The 17,654-nt window shown below is 62.3% G+C and carries 19 protein-coding genes; 5 read left to right on the top strand and 14 right to left on the bottom strand.

The window, feature by feature from the left end; genetic code table 11:
- Nucleotides 1–121: 121 nt before the first annotated feature.
- On the top strand, nt 122–733 hold the full coding sequence (locus PZL22_RS22635; protein WP_003532301.1) for a GNAT family N-acetyltransferase: 612 nt from the start codon (nt 122–124) through the stop codon (nt 731–733).
- Nucleotides 733–3,645 carry a sensor domain-containing phosphodiesterase gene (locus PZL22_RS22630; RefSeq protein ID WP_003532303.1) on the top strand — a complete coding sequence of 971 codons (2,913 nt, stop codon included), beginning with the start codon at nt 733–735 and terminating at the stop codon, nt 3,643–3,645. Before PZL22_RS22635 ends, PZL22_RS22630 begins: the two co-directional genes overlap by 1 nt.
- 157 nt (nt 3,646–3,802) lie before the next feature.
- Here the strand turns inward: PZL22_RS22630 and PZL22_RS22625 are convergent, their stop codons facing one another.
- Nucleotides 3,803–4,408 (bottom strand): YqgE/AlgH family protein, encoded by a 606-nt coding sequence (locus PZL22_RS22625; RefSeq protein WP_003532305.1) that lies wholly within the window; start codon nt 4,406–4,408, stop codon nt 3,803–3,805.
- Nucleotides 4,409–4,611: 203 nt separating this feature from the next.
- Here PZL22_RS22625 and PZL22_RS22620 point away from each other — a divergent pair, with 203 nt between their 5' ends.
- Entirely contained in the window at nt 4,612–5,439 is an 828-nt protein-coding gene (locus tag PZL22_RS22620) for a protein-disulfide reductase DsbD domain-containing protein (protein WP_003532307.1), read from the top strand.
- Nucleotides 5,440–5,494: 55 nt separating this feature from the next.
- Nucleotides 5,495–5,980 carry a peroxiredoxin gene (locus tag PZL22_RS22615; RefSeq protein WP_003532309.1) on the top strand — a complete coding sequence of 162 codons (486 nt, stop codon included), beginning with the start codon at nt 5,495–5,497 and terminating at the stop codon, nt 5,978–5,980.
- Nucleotides 5,981–6,190: 210 nt separating this feature from the next.
- On the opposite strand, the gene rnhA is transcribed toward PZL22_RS22615, so the two are convergent.
- From rnhA to coxB, 12 genes are all read right to left on the bottom strand, one after another.
- Nucleotides 6,191–6,652 (bottom strand): ribonuclease HI, encoded by a 462-nt coding sequence (gene rnhA, locus PZL22_RS22610; protein ID WP_003532311.1) that lies wholly within the window; start codon nt 6,650–6,652, stop codon nt 6,191–6,193.
- Nucleotides 6,649–7,629 (bottom strand): homoserine kinase, encoded by a 981-nt coding sequence (locus PZL22_RS22605; protein WP_003532313.1) that lies wholly within the window; start codon nt 7,627–7,629, stop codon nt 6,649–6,651. Before PZL22_RS22605 ends, rnhA begins: the two co-directional genes overlap by 4 nt.
- 155 nt (nt 7,630–7,784) lie before the next feature.
- Nucleotides 7,785–8,795: a 4-hydroxy-3-methylbut-2-enyl diphosphate reductase gene (ispH, locus tag PZL22_RS22600; protein WP_003532315.1), complete on the bottom strand. Its 1,011-nt coding sequence runs from the start codon at nt 8,793–8,795 to the stop codon at nt 7,785–7,787.
- Between the two features lie 93 nt (nt 8,796–8,888).
- Nucleotides 8,889–9,656: an SURF1 family protein gene (locus PZL22_RS22595; protein WP_003532317.1), complete on the bottom strand. Its 768-nt coding sequence runs from the start codon at nt 9,654–9,656 to the stop codon at nt 8,889–8,891.
- Nucleotides 9,625–10,008, bottom strand: a complete 384-nt coding sequence (locus PZL22_RS22590) for a DUF983 domain-containing protein (RefSeq protein WP_003532319.1) — start codon at nt 10,006–10,008, stop codon at nt 9,625–9,627. Before PZL22_RS22590 ends, PZL22_RS22595 begins: the two co-directional genes overlap by 32 nt.
- Nucleotides 10,005–10,184, bottom strand: coding sequence for a L,D-transpeptidase (locus PZL22_RS22585; RefSeq protein WP_234835739.1), 180 nt, complete (start codon nt 10,182–10,184; stop codon nt 10,005–10,007). The genes PZL22_RS22590 and PZL22_RS22585 overlap by 4 nt, the downstream gene beginning before the upstream one ends.
- An 18-nt stretch (nt 10,185–10,202) precedes the next feature.
- Complete coding sequence (locus PZL22_RS22580) at nt 10,203–11,081, bottom strand: cytochrome c oxidase subunit 3 (protein WP_003532322.1); 879 nt, start codon at nt 11,079–11,081, stop codon at nt 10,203–10,205.
- A gap of 61 nt (nt 11,082–11,142) precedes the next feature.
- Nucleotides 11,143–11,739, bottom strand: a complete 597-nt coding sequence (locus PZL22_RS22575) for a cytochrome c oxidase assembly protein (protein WP_003532324.1) — start codon at nt 11,737–11,739, stop codon at nt 11,143–11,145.
- 11 nt (nt 11,740–11,750) lie between these two features.
- Nucleotides 11,751–11,891, bottom strand: coding sequence for a cytochrome c oxidase system small membrane protein (locus tag PZL22_RS22570; protein WP_003532326.1), 141 nt, complete (start codon nt 11,889–11,891; stop codon nt 11,751–11,753).
- Complete coding sequence (locus tag PZL22_RS22565; RefSeq protein WP_013844112.1) at nt 11,891–12,841, bottom strand: heme o synthase; 951 nt, start codon at nt 12,839–12,841, stop codon at nt 11,891–11,893. Before PZL22_RS22565 ends, PZL22_RS22570 begins: the two co-directional genes overlap by 1 nt.
- A 98-nt stretch (nt 12,842–12,939) precedes the next feature.
- Nucleotides 12,940–14,628: a cytochrome c oxidase subunit I gene (gene ctaD / locus PZL22_RS22560; protein WP_003532329.1), complete on the bottom strand. Its 1,689-nt coding sequence runs from the start codon at nt 14,626–14,628 to the stop codon at nt 12,940–12,942.
- Between the two features lie 19 nt (nt 14,629–14,647).
- Nucleotides 14,648–15,532, bottom strand: coding sequence for a cytochrome c oxidase subunit II (gene coxB / locus PZL22_RS22555; protein WP_003532331.1), 885 nt, complete (start codon nt 15,530–15,532; stop codon nt 14,648–14,650).
- Between the two features lie 401 nt (nt 15,533–15,933).
- Between coxB and PZL22_RS22550 the strand changes: the two genes are divergently transcribed.
- On the top strand, nt 15,934–16,464 hold the full coding sequence (locus PZL22_RS22550) for an invasion associated locus B family protein (RefSeq protein WP_003532333.1): 531 nt from the start codon (nt 15,934–15,936) through the stop codon (nt 16,462–16,464).
- A 68-nt stretch (nt 16,465–16,532) separates the two neighbouring features.
- On the opposite strand, the gene ribB is transcribed toward PZL22_RS22550, so the two are convergent.
- Nucleotides 16,533–17,633, bottom strand: a complete 1,101-nt coding sequence (gene ribB / locus PZL22_RS22545) for a 3,4-dihydroxy-2-butanone-4-phosphate synthase (RefSeq protein WP_003532339.1) — start codon at nt 17,631–17,633, stop codon at nt 16,533–16,535.
- Between the last annotated feature and the right edge of the window lie 21 nt (nt 17,634–17,654).

Below are 17,654 nucleotides of genomic sequence, written 5' to 3'. Positions count from 1 at the left end.
CGTGCCCTAGGGCATTGTTCTCGTGCAGGTCGTCGTCCAAAACCGCCGCATATTGTTTGGGCGACATGCATTCGGTTCGACCGAACTGCGGCATCGACGCGGTCCTGGCCTGGAGGCATAGATGACAAGATCGGTTTTTCGGTTCCTTTCGCGGCAGCCGGAGACGGTCGAGATCGCCAGCCAGCATTATCTGCTCCGCCTCCCCCGCTACGCCGACTACCGGCAATGGTATCGCTTGCGCAGCGAAAGCCGCGCCTTCCTGGAGCCGTGGGAGCCTACCTGGCGCGCCGATGAAATGACCGAAGGCGCCTTTCGCAGCCGCGTCAATCGCAACGAGCAGGAATTTGCCTCCGGTCAGGCCGTGCCGCTCTTCCTCTTCCACAAGCCGGACGAAACGCTGCTTGGCGGTCTCACCATCGGTCATATCCGCCGCGGCGCTGCGCAGAACTGCATGATCGGCTACTGGATGGGCCAGAAACATGCCGGACAGGGCCATATGTACGAGGCCTTGAAGCTGACGATCCCCTACATCTTCAAGGGGCTCGAGTTGCACCGTATCGAAGCAGCCTGTATTCCAGAAAACGCACGGAGCATCCGGCTCCTTGAAAAGGCCGGCTTTGAGCGTGAAGGCTATTTGAGACAATATTTGAAGATAAACGGGCAGTGGCGGGACCACTTGATGTTTTCGCTCCTCTCCGTCGATGCCGTACCCAACAGGAATTTGCCCCTTTGATGCCCCTGACCCGTAAGCCGCTCGCATGGCCAGCCGCAAGGCTGGCGGCGTTTCTGGTCGCACTCGTCGTTTTCGCCCTTGGTCTTGGCGGCGGCGTTGCGCATGCGCTCGAGCCGGTGAAGATCTCGCGCGAGGACACGGCGCTCGATCTTACCGCCACGACGGAGATCTACAGCGGCAGAGGCGACGCCTTTCAGGTTTCGACCGCCCCCGGCACGGACGGCATCGTCAGACGCATCGAAGTGCGTTCCAGCACGGAAAATCACCAGGGTGACTGGGCCGTGTTCGCGCTCGCCAATGTTTCGGAAGAGCAGCTCGAACGCGTTATCGTCGCACCGCATTTCCGGCTCGTGAATTCGAAGCTCTTCTGGCCCGACCTCGGCTCGCAGCGCATACTCTCGATCACGCCGAGCGAGGGTTTTGCGCTGGACCGGCAACCGAGCGAAGAAGCGGACGTCTTCCGAATCACGCTCAATCCGGGTGCGGTCATCACTTTCGTTGCCGAACTCACCACGCCGGAGCTGCCGCAGATCTATCTTTGGCAGCCGGACGCCTACAAGGATACCGTCAACGCCTTCACCCTGTACCGCGGTATCGTGCTCGGCATCGCCGGGCTGCTCGCGGTTTTCCTGACGATCCTTTTCGTCGTCAAGGGCACGTCGATGTTGCCGGCCACCGCCGCGCTCGCCTGGGCCGTGCTTGCCTATATCTGCGTCGATTTCGGCTTCCTTTCGAAGCTCATCACCGTGACTGCCGACGACGAGCGCATATGGCGAGCGGGCACCGAGGTGTTCCTCGCAGCCGGTCTCGTGGTCTTCCTGTTCACCTATCTCAATCTCAATCGCTGGCATCAGCATCTCGGCTACGCGACGCTCGCATGGATTCTCGGCCTCGGGCTGCTTTTCGGCGTCGCCGTCTACGATCCGGCGATCGCCTCCGGCATCGCCCGCCTGTCCTTCGCGCTGACGGCAACCGTCGGCATCGTGCTGATCGCCTATCTGGGCTTCAACCGTTATGACCGCGCGATCCTTCTCGTTCCAGCCTGGTTGTTGATCCTCGTGTGGCTGTTCGGCGCCTGGCTCGCGGTGACCGGTCAACTCGCCAACGACATCGTGCAGCCGGCACTCGGCGGCGGCCTCGTGCTCATCGTGCTCCTGATCGGCTTCACCGTCATGCAGCACGCCTTTTCCGGCGGGGCCTATCAACTCGGTCTTTTCTCCGATCTCGAGCGCCAGGCGCTGGCGCTCACGGGATCAGGCGATACCGTCTGGGACTGGGACGTGGCGCGCGACCGGGTCGTTACCATTCCCGATATCTCGCACCAGCTCGGGCTTTCGCTCGGAACGATGAACGGGCCGGTTCGCAACTGGGTGCCGCGGCTGCACCCCGATGACCGCGACCGCTTCCGCGCAACGCTCGACGTGCTGCTCGAACATCGCCGCGGGCGGCTCAACCATGAATTCCGCGTGCGCGCCGAGGATGGCCATTATCATTGGCTCTCGATCCGGGCGCGCCCGGTGCTCGGCGCCAATGGCGAAATCATCCGATGCGTCGGGACCATCAACGACATCACCGAACAGCGCAATTCGGTCGAGCGGCTCTTGCACAACGCACTTCTGGACAATCTGACCGGCCTGCCGAACAGACAGGTCTTTCTCGATCGCCTGCAGGCGATCCTCCTGATGGGCGACGGCAGCAACTCGATACGCCCGACCGTGCTTGCCATCGACATCGACCGCTACAAGCAGGTCAACGACATGCTGGGGATCGCCGCCGGCGACAATGTCCTCATCGCGCTGACGCGCCGCCTGCGCAGGCTTCTGCGCCCGCAGGACACGCTCGCGCGTCTTGGCGGTGACCAGTTCGGCTTGATCCTCATGTCCGAGCGCGATCCGGCCAAGATCGCCGACTTCGCCGATGCGGTCAGCAAGGCGATCATGGTCCCGCTCAACTACGGAAATCGGGAGATCAACCTGACCGCTTCGATCGGCCTCGTCTCATGGCTCGATCAGGAGCAGAGCGCAGCCGGACTGCTCGACGATGCCGAGCTTGCGATGTTCCGCGCCAAGAAGGCGGGCGGCAACCGGGTCGAGCCGTTCCGTCCGGCTTTCCGGACCTCCGGCTCGGACCGCCTACAGCTCGAAGCCGACCTGAAGCGCGCCATGGAGCGCAAGGAGCTTTCCCTCGTATACCAGCCCATCGTCCGCCTCAGCGATGCCGAGATCGCCGGCTTCGAGGCCCTCATGCGCTGGGACCATCCGAAGCGCGGAAATATTTCGCCGACCGAATTCATCCCCATCGCGGAGAATTCCGACCTGATAAACCAGCTGGGCCTGTTCGCCTTCGACAAGGCCACGAGCGATCTTGCCGAGTGGCAGACGCAGACCGGCGACCTGCCGATCTTCATCTCGATCAATCTGTCGAGCGCACAGCTGCTGAACAACGAACTCTATGACGACATGCGCGCGATTCTCAGCAAGAGCCGCTGCGATCCGGCGCAGATCAAAATGGAACTGACGGAATCGCTTGTCATGGAGAACCCCGAGCAGGCCAGGCTCGTGCTCGAAAAGCTTCGCGAGGCCGGGCTGCGGCTGGCGCTCGACGATTTCGGCACCGGCCACTCGTCGCTCTCCTATCTCACCCGCTTCCCTTTCGACACGATCAAGATCGACAAGGCGCTGGTGCGCGATCCAAGCGACAAGCGCGCCGTCATCCTGCGCGCGGTGATCACGATGGCGCGCGAGCTCGACATGCGGGTGGTCGCGGAGGGAATCGAATCCGAGGAGGATGCGATCCAGCTCGCGCAGATGGGCTGCGACTACGGTCAGAGCTTCCTGTTCGGTCCGCCGGTGGGATCGGAATCGATCCTGAGGCTCCTGAAGGAGCGATTTCCGCTGATGAAGCGGGCTTGAGGGCATCTGCCCCCTCAGCCGCTCATTGGGCGATGGGGCGGCACGTTCCTCCTGCAGCCCCCGGCGTGAGAGATGATCGAGTGACCGCCGCTTGTCCCTTCACCCCGCCTGCGGGGAGAAGGTGCCGGCAGGCGGATGAGGGGCAATCAATCAGTTTTCAGGCGTGGCCTGAGTCCGTCGAGAGCATCGCCGGGCTGACACCCATCAGGGCCAGCGCTCTGTCGTACTTCTCGTCGAGGTCCCGGCTGAAGATCAGCTCCTCCTGCGCAGGACAGGTCAGCCAGCCGTTCTGGGTGATTTCGGCCTCCAGCTGGCCTGGGCCCCAGCCCGCATAGCCGAGCAGCATGGTCGCCTTGAGAGGTCCCTCGCCGCGCGAGATCGCCCTGACGATATCGAGCGTCGCCGTGAGGCAGATGTCGTCACTGACGGGAATGCTGGAGTCGCTCAGGTAATCGTCCGAATGCAGTACGAAGCCGCGCCCGGTCTCAACGGGGCCCCCGGCCTGGATCTGGAACTCGCGCGTAGCCGACGGCAGGCGGATCGCCTCATCCGGGTCGAGAAGCTGCAGGTGCAGCAGAACATCCGGGAAGGTCAGGCGCTGCGGACGATTCAGGATGAAGCCCATCGCCCCGTCTTCGGAATGGGCGCAGACGAAGATGACCGTCCGGGCGAAATTGGTGTCGAACATGCCGGGCATGGCGATCAGGAATTGACCGTCAAGGAAGCCGCGTTCGCGTATCGTATGCAGCACGTTTTTCGCCATGATGATGATAGCCTATCAATTCGCGACGAAATGAAAAGCGCTTCTACGTGGCGTTCGCCGAAATTTGCGCCCACGCAAGCGACACCCTGTCCATGCTCTCGTCTTGCCGATCAAGCAATTATGATCGCAGCGGCATACCGGGACCGCTGGAGACCAAGGGCGAAACGCGATACAGCTTTGGCATGACCCGACGCTCGACCCCAATGAAGATGGCCCAGCGCATCGCGACGGCAAGCCTTTTCCTCGCTTTTTTTCTGCCTGCCCGGTCCTATGGAGCCGCCAGCGAATGGGTGACCTCACCCGGCGGCGATTTCCGCATTGTCGCTTCGCAACCGAAGCCGGATGGTGCCATTCCCGCCATTCTCGAGGTTCGGCTCAACCCCGGCTGGAAGACCTATTGGCGGGATCCGGGCGCAAGCGGCATACCGCCGCAGGTCACCCTCGATCCCTCCGGCGGCGTCTCGCTGCAGTCGATCCGCTTCCCGGTGCCGAAGACGTTCGGCGAAGGACCGGGACGCTACACCGGATATGATGTGCCGGTGGCGTTCCCGCTGACGCTGAAGAGGACCGGCAACGGCGGAGACGTCACCATCCGGGCCTCCGTCTTCCTCGGCATCTGCGAAGATATCTGCATTCCCGTGCAGGGGGATGTGACCGTCGCGCTCAAAAGCGGCGAGTTCGACAATCCGCTCGACGGTGCGCGCATCGAAAAGGCTTTCTCCGCACTGCCGGAGCAGCCGTCCGAGAACTTCAGGGTGGTGAACGCGAAATTCGATGCGGCCGCCGGCATGGTACGACTCGAGTTCCTGTTGCCGCCGGATGCGGCTGCCGGGTCAGCCGATCTCTTTCTCGCCGGGCCGCCCGGCGTCTTTTTCGGCAAGCCGGTTTTTCACGGTGCGCAGGGCGCCGAGCGTCGGGCCGACGTTCCGGTGAAGCTCTCCGGCAAGGACAAGAACATCGCGGGAAAGCCGATCACGCTCACCCTGCGCGCGGGCAGCCGCAGCATGGAAACGATGCTTGCCTTTGATTGAGCCGACCCTATAGTCCTGCGAAACCCCGCTACTGCATAGAGACGAGGAGAGACCAGTGACCATTGCCGTCGGAGACAAGCTGCCCAACGCCACCTTCAAGGAGAAGACCGCAGACGGCCCAGTCGAGGTAACGACCGAGCAGCTCTTCAAGGGCAAACGCGTGGTTCTTTTCGCCGTGCCGGGTGCTTTTACCCCGACCTGCTCGCTCAACCACCTGCCCGGCTATCTGGAAAATCGCGATGCCATTCTTGCGCGCGGGGTCGACGACATCGCCGTTGTCGCGGTCAACGACCTGCATGTGATGGGCGCCTGGGCGACCCATTCCGGCGGCATGGGCAAGATCCATTTCCTCTCGGACTGGAATGCCGCCTTTACCAAGGCGATCGGGATGGAGATCGATCTTTCGGCCGGCACGCTCGGCATCCGCTCGAAACGCTATTCGATGCTGGTCGAGGACGGCGTCGTCAAGGCGCTGAACATCGAGGAAAGCCCGGGACAGGCGACCGCTTCCGGTGCGGCCGCGATGCTTGAGCTGCTTTGATTCTTAAAACGGACTGCGTGCATCTGCCCCTCATCCGGCCTGCCGGCCACCTTCTCCCCGCACGCGGGGCGAAGGGACAAGCGGCATGCTCCAGTTCTAGAGCGAGCGCTCGGGAAAGACCCCGGGGCGTTCGCCGCTTGCCCCTTCTCCCCGCGTGCGGGGAGAAGGTCGCGGCAGCGGGATGAGGGGCAATAACAGACGGAGAGCTTTCTATTTCACCGCGTCCGCACGACGCGCCTTCTTGAACGGTTCCATGCCCTTGCGCGCAAGTTCGTCGGCGCGTTCGTTCTCCGGATGGCCGGCGTGGCCCTTCACCCAGTGCCAGGTCACGTTGTGGCGGTTCCTTGCCTCATCGAGCGCCTGCCATAACTCGCCGTTCTTCACCGGCTTCCGGTCGCCGGTTTTCCAGCCGTTGCGCTTCCAGCCGTGTATCCATTTGGAGATACCGTCCATCACATATTTGCTGTCGGTATGGAGATCGACCTCGCAGGGCTGCCTGAGCGCGTTGAGGGCAGAGATCGCCGCGAGAAGCTCCATGCGGTTGTTCGTCGTCTCCGCCTCTCCGCCGGACATTTCCTTCTCCACGTCGCCGTATCGCAGGACCGCGCCCCAACCGCCCGGTCCGGGATTTCCCGAGCACGCACCGTCGGTAAAGATGTCGACGTGCTTCATGCCGGGGCCTCTTCGCGTCTGAGGCCATATTCGGCGCTCGAGACGATGGCGCGGTGGAAGCGGATCTTCGTCAGATATTCGAGCGGATCTTTCTTGACCACAAGCGCGCCCGGCGGCGTCATCAGCCAGTCATAGAGGCGCGTCAGGAAGAAGCGGAGCGCGGACCCGCGCGCAAGCAGCGGCAGCGCCTCGTCCTCTTCCGCCGTCAATCTCCGCACGCTCTCATAGCCGGAAAGCAGCGCCATGCCCTTGGTGATGTTGTAGGAGCCATCCTTCTCGAAGCACCAGGAGTTCAGGCAGATGGCGACGTCGTAGGCGAGGAAATCGTTGCAGGCGAAATAGAAATCGATAAGGCCGGAAAGACGATCGCCTAGGAAAAACACGTTGTCCGGGAAGAGATCAGCGTGGATCACGCCTTCCGGCAGGTCTTTCGGCCAATGCTCCTCGATAGAGGCGAGCTCCGTCGCGATCTCGTCCTTGAGGCCGGCTTGAACCTCGTCGGCACGCGCTTCGGAGTTCCGCCATAGCGATCGCCAGCCTTCGACGGAGAGCGCGTTGGGGCGCTTCAGGGGAAAGCCCTCGCCCGCCTGGTGCATCGATGCGAGCGCCCGGCCGACCTCGCGGCAGTGCTGCGCCTCGGGCTTCCTCAGCCACATGCCTTCCAGAAACGAGATCACGGCCGCAGGTCTTCCTGAGAGCGTTCCGAGAAGCTTGCCGTCGGCGCGTGGAAGGGGCAGCGGGCAGGAAAGCCCACGCTCGGCGAGGTGATGCATGAGGCCCAGGAAAAACGGCAGATCGTCGGCGTTTACCCGCTTCTCGTAGAGCGTGAGGATATAGGCCCCTTTGGTCGTGTGGAGAAGGAAGTTTGAATTCTCCACGCCTTCGGCGATCCCCTTGTAGGAGGTCAGCGATCCCACCTCATAGGCGGCGAGGAAACGGATCAGCTCGTCTTCCGTGATATCGGTATAAACTGCCAAGGCGCGTTACTTTCCAGAGATGCGAATTGCGAGAATCTAAGCGGCTAGAGCACTTCCAGGAAAAGTGTGTAACGGTTTTCCGTCCGGAAGTGCGTTGGTTCAAATGGGTAGAGCCTTCCAGTGTTTCCATGAAACATTGAAATGCTCTAGCTGCGCTACTCGCCGTTGACGAAGGCCATGTCGGCCCCCGTCAGTTCGACGTGCCGGAGCTCGCGGTTGACGAGAAAGTGCTCGTTTTCCTCCACCGTGTCGGCAAGCTCGACCGTGGCATCGTAGCGCTCGCGGAACGCTTCGATGATCTCGTTGACGATCACCTCCGGCGCGGAAGCACCCGCCGACAACCCGACCATCGAGATATCCCCCACCGTCGCCCAGTCGATTTCCGAGGCGCGCTGGACGAGGACGGCTTTTTTCGCCCCTGCCCTCAGCGCAACCTCGACGAGGCGCTTCGAGTTCGATGAATTGGGTGCGCCGACGACCAGGAAAAGGTCGCAGCCGGGCGCCGCCTGCTTCACCGCTTCCTGCCGGTTCGTGGTGGCATAGCAGATCGAATCGGCCGCAGGTGCCGTCAGGTTCGGAAAGCGCTCATGCAGCCGCTTGATGACGCCGGCGGTATCGTCGACCGAGAGCGTCGTCTGCGTAACGAAACCGAGATTGTCCGCGTCCGGCGGCATATAGACGTCGGCATCCTCGACGGTCTCGACGAGGGAGACCGCCCCCTCCGGCAATTGCCCCATGGTGCCGATGACCTCGGGATGTCCGGCATGGCCGATCAGCACGACGTGGCGTCCCATGCGATGATGGCGCATCGCCTGCTTGTGCACCTTCGAGACGAGCGGGCAGGTGGCGTCGAGATAGAAGAGATTGCGCTCGTCCGCATCGGCCGGAACGGATTTGGGCACGCCATGGGCGGAGAAGACCACGGGCTGCTTGCGGTGCTCGGGCGGGATCTCGTCGAGCTCCTCGACGAAAATCGCCCCCTTGGCTTCGAGCCCCTCCACCACGTAACGGTTATGCACGATCTCATGACGGACATAGACCGGCGCGCCGAACTCCTTGAGCGCGAGCACCACGATCTGGATCGCCCGGTCGACGCCCGCGCAGAAGCCACGCGGCCCGCAGAGGCGGATGGTGATCGGGGTTTTTGCTGCTGCGGATGGGGCCATCATGAAAACGCCAGTGGAACGAACAAAGCCGGATGTCGGCATGGGCCATATATAGCGGCAACGATCGGGCACACAAGGAAGAACCGGCGCGCCCTACCGCCTGCGCCGGTAGATGTAGATGCCGCTGACGGCGACGAGGGCGGCTGCAAGGCCGTACCAGGTCAGCGCATATTGCAGGTGATTGTTCGGCAGATCGAACTGGGTCACGCCGCCGATCGGCAGACCGCCGGGATTGTCCGATGCATCCGCATCGATAAAGAAGGAAACGACGCGATCGGATGCGAGGCCGGCAGAGTCCGCCATCGTATCGAGGTCCTTCCAGTAGAAGATGTTCTTGGCGGCGTCGTTGTCCGGTACCAGGGACGACGGCTTTCCGGAAAGCTTCGGCCGCGCCAGACCGTTGATGGTCACACTTCCGGCGATCTGCCCTTCGGCCCGCGTGGAGGCATCCTTCTTCTCGAAGGGGACGAAGCCGCGGTTCACGAAAATGGCCCGGCCGTCGGCCAGCATAAGAGGCGTGAAGACGTAGAAGCCCGTGCGGCCTTCATGGGTGGCGAAGAAATGGCGCTCCTTGCCGTGGTCGTACACGCCGGACAGGTACACTGTCCGGTAGTCGATATCCCCGCCGGCCGCGGCCATGGCCTCGATCTTGTCGAACGAGACGGCCGGCGCCGAGCGCCGCTCGGCAATTGCGCCGATCAGCGCCTCCTTCCAATGCAGCCGTTGCATCTGCCAGGTGCCCAGCGACACGAGCACAGCGAAAGCGGCGAGCACCAGGACAACGCCCGCCGCACGGCCGGCGCGGCTGCGCGGAGCCGGCATGCGCTCGTCAACCACGGTCGATTTCACCCGGACGTGCATTGTTGCGGTATTGCAGATTGATGAGCACGCCCTTCAGCATACGCGTCAGCGCCAGGCTCAAGACGGTTGCAAGCGGAATCCACAGGAGGAAATGCAGCCAGAGCGGCGGGTTGACATTGATCTCCATCCAGAGCGCCGCGCCGACGACCACGAAACCGACGATCAGGATGACGAAGACGACCGGACCATCGCCGGAATCCGCGAAACCATAATCGAGCTCGCAACTGCTGCAGGCCGGCCGAACCTTCAGCAGCCCGTCGAAGAGCTTTCCCTGGCCGCAGCGGGGGCAAAGACCCTTGATTCCCGTCATCACGGGATCGACGGGCGGATAGAGCGCCTTGTCTTCGTTCATGGGTTGGTCACGATCGCGGTATTGTTGGGAACCATGTCCCGGATTTCGTCCATCTCGGCATTGGTAACGGCAATGCAGCCATTCGTCCAATCGAACATCTGCGTCAAAAACGCCAGCCAGCCGAAATAAGCCATATGTTCAAAGAAAACGGGGCGGCCTCTCAGCCGCCCCGTCATCATCGAAGCATAACGGCGTCAGCCGTGGGCGATCGGCGCGCCCCAGCCACCCCAGATATAGATGGAGAAGAAGAGGAACAGCCAGACGACGTCGACGAAATGCCAGTACCAGGCCGCCGCCTCGAAGCCGAAGTGGTGCTTCGGCGTGAAGTCGCCCCGCAGGGCGCGCAGCAGGCAGACGAGCAGGAAGATCGTGCCGACCAGCACGTGGAAACCGTGGAAGCCGGTCGCCATGAAGAAGGTCGCGCCGTAGATCGAATCCTTGAAAGCGAACGGCGCGTGCGCATATTCGTAGCCCTGCACGTAGGAGAAGAGAACGCCGAGCAGGACCGTGAGCGTCAGGCCGTAGACGAGGCCCTTGCGATCGTTGTGCAGCAGCGCATGGTGTGCCCAGGTCGCCGTCGTGCCGGAGAGCAGCAGGATGACGGTGTTGTAGAGCGGCAGGTGCCAGGGATCGAGGACCTCGATGCCCTTCGGCGGCCAGACGCCGCCGGTGAACTCGGCGCGCGCGGCCTGGATCGCTTCACCGGGAAAGAGGCTGGCGTCGAAGAAAGCCCAGAACCAGGCAGCGAAGAACATCACCTCGGAAGCGATGAACATGATCATGCCGTAGCGCAGGTGCAGCGACACGACGCGGGTATGGTGGCCCTCATGCGCTTCCTTGATGGTGTCCGACCACCAGCCGAACATGGTGTAAAGGATCAGCGCCAGACCGATGAAGAAGACCCACGGATTGGCGAACTCAAGCCCGAACATCTTGAACGAGCCGCCGGAGAGATAGCGCATGTAGCCGACGCCGCCGAAGGCCATGACGAAGGCTCCGATGGAGGCAAGCAGCGGCCACGGGCTCGGGTCGATGATGTGATAGTCGTGTTGCTTCTGGTGCGCTCCGGCCATGTCGATAACCCCCGATAGTCCTCTCTTGTCGCCGTCCGGCATAGCCGAAAAGGCGCTCATGTCAAAGTTTGTTTTCGGCCTTCGCCTTCACTTGCGCGACCGGCTTGGAGGGTTCGCGCGGGTAGAAGGTGTAGGACAGCGTCAAAGTCTTGATGCCCTGCGTCTCGACCGGCTTGACGATCTCCGGATCGACGAAGAAGACGACCGGCATCTCCATTTCCTCGCCCGGCTCAAGCGTGGTCTCCGTGAAGCAGAAGCATTGCACCTTGTTGAAATAGGCACCGGCCGCCATCGGCGTCACGTTGAAGGTCGCCTGGCCCGTCGTCGGCGTGGAAGCCAGGTTCTTCGCACGGTACATGATCTGCACCGTCTCGCCGATTCTGACGTCGATATCCCGTTGAACCGGGACGAACTCCCAGGGCAGTCCGGCAGCGACGTTGGCGTCGAACGTGACCTTGATCTTCTCGTCGAGGATGAGGTCGGATGCCTGCTCGACCCGCTGCGTGGTGCCGTTATAGCCCGTGACCCGGCAGAACATGTCGTAGAGCGGAACGGCCGCATAGGCCATGCCGATCATGCCTGCCACAAAGGCAAGGCACGTGACGACGATCACGCCGTTCGAGCGTTCCTTCCGATCTGCCTGCCCATTGTCCGCCATGCGCAATGCCTTCAATTCACCATGCCGCCGCCGACCTTGACCAGCGTGACGACGTAGAAAATTGCGACCAGGGCCGCCAGCACGAGGCCGAGCGCGATGTTGCGGCCGCGGCGGGACTTCTTCTGAGCCTCGTTGAGTTCAACGGTTTCCATCAGACAATGCCTCCAAGCCAGATCCGGGCGATCGCGTAATCAACCAGGAGCGCCGAGAATATCGCGAAAAGATACGCGATCGAGAATGCGAAGAGCTTTTTCGCCGGCACCATGCGCTTGTCGCCTTCAGGCATGCGCAGTACGCCCAGCGAATACCAGACGAAGCCGAGCCCCATGGCCGTGGCAAAGGCTCCATAGCCGAGGCTCGCGAAGCCGAGCAAGGTGGGACAGACGCCGCTGACTGCGGTGAGCACTGCGTAAATGACGATCTGCCGCTTGGTCGTCGCCTCCCCGCAGACATTCGGCATCATCGGCACGCCGACCGCGCCGTAATCACCCATCTTGAAGAGAGCCAGGGCCCAGAAATGCGCCGGCGTCCAGAGAAAGATTATGAGGAAGAGCACGATGCTCTCGACCGACACGCCGCCGGTCACGCAGGCCCAGCCTATCATCGGGGGGAAGGCCCCGGCGGCTCCACCGATGACGATGTTCTGCGGCGTCGAGCGCTTCAGCCACATCGTATAGATGGCCACGTAGAAGAAAATCGTGAAGGCGAGCAACCCGGCTGCGAGCCAGTGGACGGCGAGCCCGAGGATGATAACCGAGAACGCCGACAGGGTCAGTCCGAAGGCAAGCGCCTCCTGGGGCAGAATCTTGCCAGCCGGAATCGGACGCTTGGCCGTGCGGCTCATCACCGCGTCGATATCCGCGTCGTACCACATGTTCAGCGCACCGGAAGCGCCGGCTCCGATGGCGATGCATAGAATGGCGGTGAAGCCGATGAACGGATTGATATGGCCGGGGGCAAGGACGAGCCCGGCGAATGCGGTGAAGACGACGAGAGACATGACACGCGGCTTCAGGAGCTCGAAATAATCGCGTGCAGAGGCCTCGGAAAGTCGCGGTGCGCCTTCCATGCCAACTACCTCGTGATTGCCGATGACCGTCATGTCCGTACCTTGAACTTGCTGCGGCAGAAACAGCCGCGTCACGCCGGCCTGCCGGCGGGGAGAAGCCGCCGAAACCGGCGGCTTCTGTTCGTTACCCGTCACTTGATCCGCGGGAGCTGCTCCCACTGGTGGAACGGCGGCGGCGAAGACAGCTGCCATTCCAGCGTGTTGGCGCCTTCGCCCCAGGGGTTATCCCCCGCAACGCGCTTCTTCGCGAAAGCTTCGGCGACACAGAAGAGGAAGATCAGCACGCCGACTGCCGCGATGTAGGAGCCGTAGGACGAAACCATGTTCCAGCCGGCAAAGGCGTCCGGATAATCGATGTAACGGCGCGGCATGCCTGCGAGCCCGAGGAAGTGCTGCGGGAAGAAGATCAGGTTAACGCCGACGAACATCACCCAGAAATGCAGCTTGCCGAGAAACTCCGAGTACATGTAGCCGGTCATCTTCGGGAACCAGTAGTACCAAGCCGCGAAGATTGCGAAGACGGCGCCGAGCGACAGCACGTAGTGGAAGTGCGCCACCACGTAATAGGTGTCGTGCAGCGCACGGTCGAGGCCGGCATTGGCGAGCTGGACACCCGTGACGCCGCCGACGGTGAACAGGAAGATGAAGCCGATCGCCCAGACCATCGGCGTCGCGAAGCGGATCGAGCCGCCCCACATCGTCGCAATCCAGGAGAAGATCTTCACACCCGTCGGCACGGCGATGACCATCGTCGCGAAGACGAAGTAGCGCTGCGTCTGGAGCGACATGCCGACCGTGTACATGTGGTGCGCCCACACGATGAAGCCGACGGCGCCGATCGCGACCATGGCGTAGGCCATGCCGAGATAACCGAAGATCGGCTTGCGCGAGAAGGTCGAGATGATGTGGCTGACGATGCCGAAGCCCGGCAGAATCAGAATGTACACTTCCGGGTGACCGAAGAACCAGAACAGGTGCTGAAACAGGATCGGGTCGCCGCCGCCTTCCGGCGCGAAGAAGGTCGTGCCGAAGTTGCGGTCCGTCAGCAGCATGGTGATCGCGCCTGCGAGAACCGGCAGCGAGAGCAGGAGCAGGAAGGCGGTGATCAGAACCGACCAGGCAAAGAGCGGCATCTTGTGCAGCGTCATGCCCGGAGCGCGCATGTTGAGGATGGTGGTGATGAAGTTGATCGCGCCGAGGATCGACGAGGCGCCGGCGATGTGCAGGCCGAGGATCGCGAGATCCATCGCGGGCCCGGGCATGCCGGATGTCGAGAATGGCGGATAGATCGTCCAGCCGCCGCCCGCGCCATAGGCGCCTGCAGGACCTTCGACGAACATCGAAAGCAGCACCAGCAGGAAGGCCGGCACGATCAGCCAGAAGGAAATGTTGTTCATGCGCGGGAACGCCATGTCCGGCGCACCGATCATGATCGGCACCATCCAGTTGGCGAAGCCGCCGATCAGCGCCGGCATGACCATGAAGAAGATCATGATCAGCGCGTGAGCGGTCGTGAAGACGTTGAACATGTGCTTGCCGCCGTCGATGGCAGCATCACCCTCGAAACCATAGACCATCTGGGCCAGACCGTGGAAGATCTGGATGCCCGGCTCCTGCAGTTCGGCGCGCATGAAGACCGACAGCGTGCCGCCGATGATGCCGGCGATGATCGCGAAGATCAGGTAGAGCGTACCGATGTCCTTGTGGTTGGTCGACAGGAACCAGCGCTGAAAGAAGGTCAGCGGCTTGTGCGCGTGGTCCGCGTGGCCATGATCGGAATGATCATGGCGTTGATCGTGATGAACGGCTGTTCCAGCCATGGTCAAGCTCCACTTCCGATTACTGTGCGGCGTTTTCAGCGACGTCAACGGCCTTGGCCGCGCCGTCGACGGACGCCATGAGCGCCTTGTTCGCTTCGCCGACATTGGTTGCGGCGGCGGCGAGCCAGGCGTCGTATTTATCCTGCGCGACAACGCGGACGGCGATCGGCATATAGGCGTGATCCTTGCCGCAGAGCTCGGAACACTGGCCGTAATAGAGACCTTCGCGGTCGGCCTTGAACCAGGTCTCGTTGAGACGGCCGGGAACCGCGTCGATCTTGACGCCGAAAGCCGGCATGGCGAAGGCATGAATTACGTCGGCAGCCGTGACGAGCAGGCGAACGGTTTTGCCGACCGGCACGACGACTTCGTTGTCGACGGCGAGAAGACGCGGATACTGCGCCTTGTCCTCTTTGCCGAGGCCCGCACGATCCTCGTCCTTCAGGAGCAGGCTGTCAAAGGAGAGCGGGTTTTCGCCGACCTCATATTCATAGGACCAGTACCACTGGTTGCCGGTCGCCTTGACCGTCAGGTCCGGATTCTCCGGAGGCGTGAGTTGCGCGGTCAAAAGCTGGAATGAGGGAATCGCAAGGAAAAGCAGCACGATAACCGGGCCGACCGTCCAGACGACTTCGATCAGCGTATTGTGGCTGGTCCTCGACGGAACAGGATTGGCACTCTCGCGGAACTTGACGACCACGATGACCAGCAGCAGGAGAACGAAAAGTGTGATCGGAATGATGAACCACAGGGTGTAGTGTTCAAACCACGTGATTTCTTCCATGATGCCCGTAGCAGCCGCCTGAAAGTTCGTCTGCCAGTCGACAGGCTTGTCAGCAAAGGCGCTCGAAGCAAAAAGCAGACAGGCAAGCGCTGCCAGAACTGCATAGGCCTTGTTTTTCACAATTACGTCTCCCCAATGCGCTTGATCAGGATCAAACCCGGAACGCAGAATCCCTGCGATACTGAAGCGCTTCAAACCACAGTTTGACCAGCGCCGCAACATCTGTCCGAGCAACCTCGTGCGGCATTTTTGCACAAAGCGGAAGTTTTCGCACAGGAGACCTCGCAACCGGTCGAAAGCCCTCCCACGCACCGGCGCCCGCGCGCGGACCGGTCATTCGCCGCCCCATTTGCGGGCAGCCACGCTCACCGGCGGAGAGAAAGCGGCCCTCGGCACGCCGATTTCGTACCGGGAGGGCCCAATTTCGGCCATATGACACTGGAATGTAACGACCAGGGCTTTTCATTTATCCTCGCGCGCTTCAAGAATAGCCCTAATGATTCGAGGTTTTTGAGGTTTACATGGGCCTGTCCCTCTTCTCCCGGCTGCCCGCCCTGGCCGCGCTCGCAATTGCCGCCTTCGCACTCCCCGCAGCAAGCTTGGCCCAGCAATCCAACGCAACGCCGGGCACGGTGAAGTCAAATCACGGCGCGTGGTCGATCGTCTGCGACCAGCCGGCGGGCGCCTCGGCCGAACAGTGCGCGCTGATGCAGAACGTCATCGCCGAAGACAGGCCTGAAGTCGGTCTCTCGGTCGTCGTCCTCAAGACCGCCGACCGCAAGGCGAAGATCCTTCGGGTGCTTGCGCCGCTCGGCGTGCTCCTGCCGAACGGCCTCGGCCTCAATGTCGACGGCAAGGACATCGGCCGCGCCTATTTCGTGCGCTGCTTCTCCGACGGCTGCTACGCCGAGGTCGTGCTCGAAGACGAGCTTCTCAAGACCTTCCGCGCCGGCGCGACGGCGACCTTCATCGTTTTCCAGTCGCCCGAGGAAGGCATTGGCATCCCCGTCGACCTCAAGGGCTTCGACGAAGGCTACGACGCCCTGCCGTAACGGCAGCTTGCTTCAAGGCGAGGGAGCCGCGTCGGGTGACGCGGCTTTTATTTTGGGCTCTTCCGGATTTACAGAATCTCGGTCGCGGCGATCTTGATGCCGAAGCCCTCCAGGCCGACATAATGCCGCTCGCGCGACGAAAGAAGGCGAATGGAGGTGATGCCGAGGTCTTTCAGGATCTGGGCGCCGAGGCCGATCTCCAGCCACTCGCTTTCGCGCTCCTGTGCCTCCGAGTGGACCTCCCTCTCGTGCTTGCCCTTTCGCGCTGTCTGCGAAATTCCGACCCCCACGGAGCCCTCCCGCAGATAGACGATGACGCCCCTCCCCTCGGCGGCGATGCGCTTCATGATCTCGTCGATCTGGCGGCCGCGGCCGAAGACGTCGGCTCCGACATTCTCGAGGTGGAGACGCACCGGAATGTCGACGCCGTCGCGAATGTCTCCGAAAACCACGGCCAGGTGCTGCATCGTGTCCCAGGGCAGCGAATAGGTGTGGCCCTTGGCCTTGCCGTAGGGCGTGTCCATTTCGAAGGAATGGCCCTGCTCGATCAAGGTCTCCTTGCGCTGGCGATAGGCAATGAGATCGGCCACGGAGACCTGCTTCAGGCCGTGCGTTTCCGCGAAGGCTTCGACCTGCGGCCCACGCATGACGGTGCCGTCATCGTTGACGAGTTCGCAGATGACGCCGATCGGCGGCAGGCTCGCGAGCCTGCAGAGATCGACGGCGGCCTCGGTATGGCCGGAGCGCATCAGCACGCCGCCCTCGCGCGCCACGAGAGGGAATATGTGGCCCGGCCGGACGAAATCCGTCGGCCCGACATTCGGATTGGCAAGGTTTCTGACCGTAAGCGTTCGGTCGTCTGCGGAAATGCCGGTCGTGGTCCCGTGCTTGAAATCGACCGACACCGTGAAGGCGGTGGTGTGGGCGGAGTCGTTCTCGGCAACCATCGCATTCAGGTTGAGGCGTTTTGCCTCCTCGCGCGGCATCGGCGTGCAGACGATGCCGGAGGTATGGCGCACGATGAACGCCATCTTCTCAGGCGTGCAGTGCACCGCTGCGACGATCAGGTCGCCCTCGTTCTCACGGCCGCCGTCGTCGGTGACGACGACGATCTCGCCTGCTTCGAAGGCGCGAATGGCTTCGACGACGCGCTTCTGGTCGTAGGACATATATATTGCCTCCGCGAATAT

It is taken from the genome of Ensifer meliloti, from assembly GCF_030064585.1.
GTDB lineage: Bacteria > Pseudomonadota > Alphaproteobacteria > Rhizobiales > Rhizobiaceae > Sinorhizobium > Sinorhizobium meliloti.
Note: the sequence above shows the minus strand (reverse complement) of the source record. Positions and strands in the feature narration are given on the sequence as shown.

What these genes read in the sequence shown, in the direction of transcription:
- PZL22_RS22570 (WP_003532326.1), bottom strand. Translation starts at nt 11,891, where the DNA reads ATGGAAACCGTTGAACTCAACGAGGCTCAGAAGAAGTCCCGCCGCGGC.
- PZL22_RS22585 (WP_234835739.1), bottom strand. Translation starts at nt 10,184, where the DNA reads ATGACGGGGCGGCTGAGAGGCCGCCCCGTTTTCTTTGAACATATGGCT.
- PZL22_RS22575 (WP_003532324.1), bottom strand. Translation starts at nt 11,739, where the DNA reads ATGGCGGACAATGGGCAGGCAGATCGGAAGGAACGCTCGAACGGCGTG.
- PZL22_RS22550 (WP_003532333.1), top strand. Translation starts at nt 15,934, where the DNA reads ATGGGCCTGTCCCTCTTCTCCCGGCTGCCCGCCCTGGCCGCGCTCGCA.
- PZL22_RS22580 (WP_003532322.1), bottom strand. Translation starts at nt 11,081, where the DNA reads ATGGCCGGAGCGCACCAGAAGCAACACGACTATCACATCATCGACCCG.
- ctaD (WP_003532329.1), bottom strand. Translation starts at nt 14,628, where the DNA reads ATGGCTGGAACAGCCGTTCATCACGATCAACGCCATGATCATTCCGAT.
- PZL22_RS22630 (WP_003532303.1), top strand. Translation starts at nt 733, where the DNA reads ATGCCCCTGACCCGTAAGCCGCTCGCATGGCCAGCCGCAAGGCTGGCG.
- ispH (WP_003532315.1), bottom strand. Translation starts at nt 8,795, where the DNA reads ATGGCCCCATCCGCAGCAGCAAAAACCCCGATCACCATCCGCCTCTGC.
- PZL22_RS22635 (WP_003532301.1), top strand. Translation starts at nt 122, where the DNA reads ATGACAAGATCGGTTTTTCGGTTCCTTTCGCGGCAGCCGGAGACGGTC.
- PZL22_RS22565 (WP_013844112.1), bottom strand. Translation starts at nt 12,841, where the DNA reads ATGACGGTCATCGGCAATCACGAGGTAGTTGGCATGGAAGGCGCACCG.
- PZL22_RS22595 (WP_003532317.1), bottom strand. Translation starts at nt 9,656, where the DNA reads ATGCACGTCCGGGTGAAATCGACCGTGGTTGACGAGCGCATGCCGGCT.
- rnhA (WP_003532311.1), bottom strand. Translation starts at nt 6,652, where the DNA reads ATGAAGCACGTCGACATCTTTACCGACGGTGCGTGCTCGGGAAATCCC.
- PZL22_RS22620 (WP_003532307.1), top strand. Translation starts at nt 4,612, where the DNA reads ATGAAGATGGCCCAGCGCATCGCGACGGCAAGCCTTTTCCTCGCTTTT.
- PZL22_RS22625 (WP_003532305.1), bottom strand. Translation starts at nt 4,408, where the DNA reads ATGGCGAAAAACGTGCTGCATACGATACGCGAACGCGGCTTCCTTGAC.
- PZL22_RS22590 (WP_003532319.1), bottom strand. Translation starts at nt 10,008, where the DNA reads ATGAACGAAGACAAGGCGCTCTATCCGCCCGTCGATCCCGTGATGACG.
- ribB (WP_003532339.1), bottom strand. Translation starts at nt 17,633, where the DNA reads ATGTCCTACGACCAGAAGCGCGTCGTCGAAGCCATTCGCGCCTTCGAA.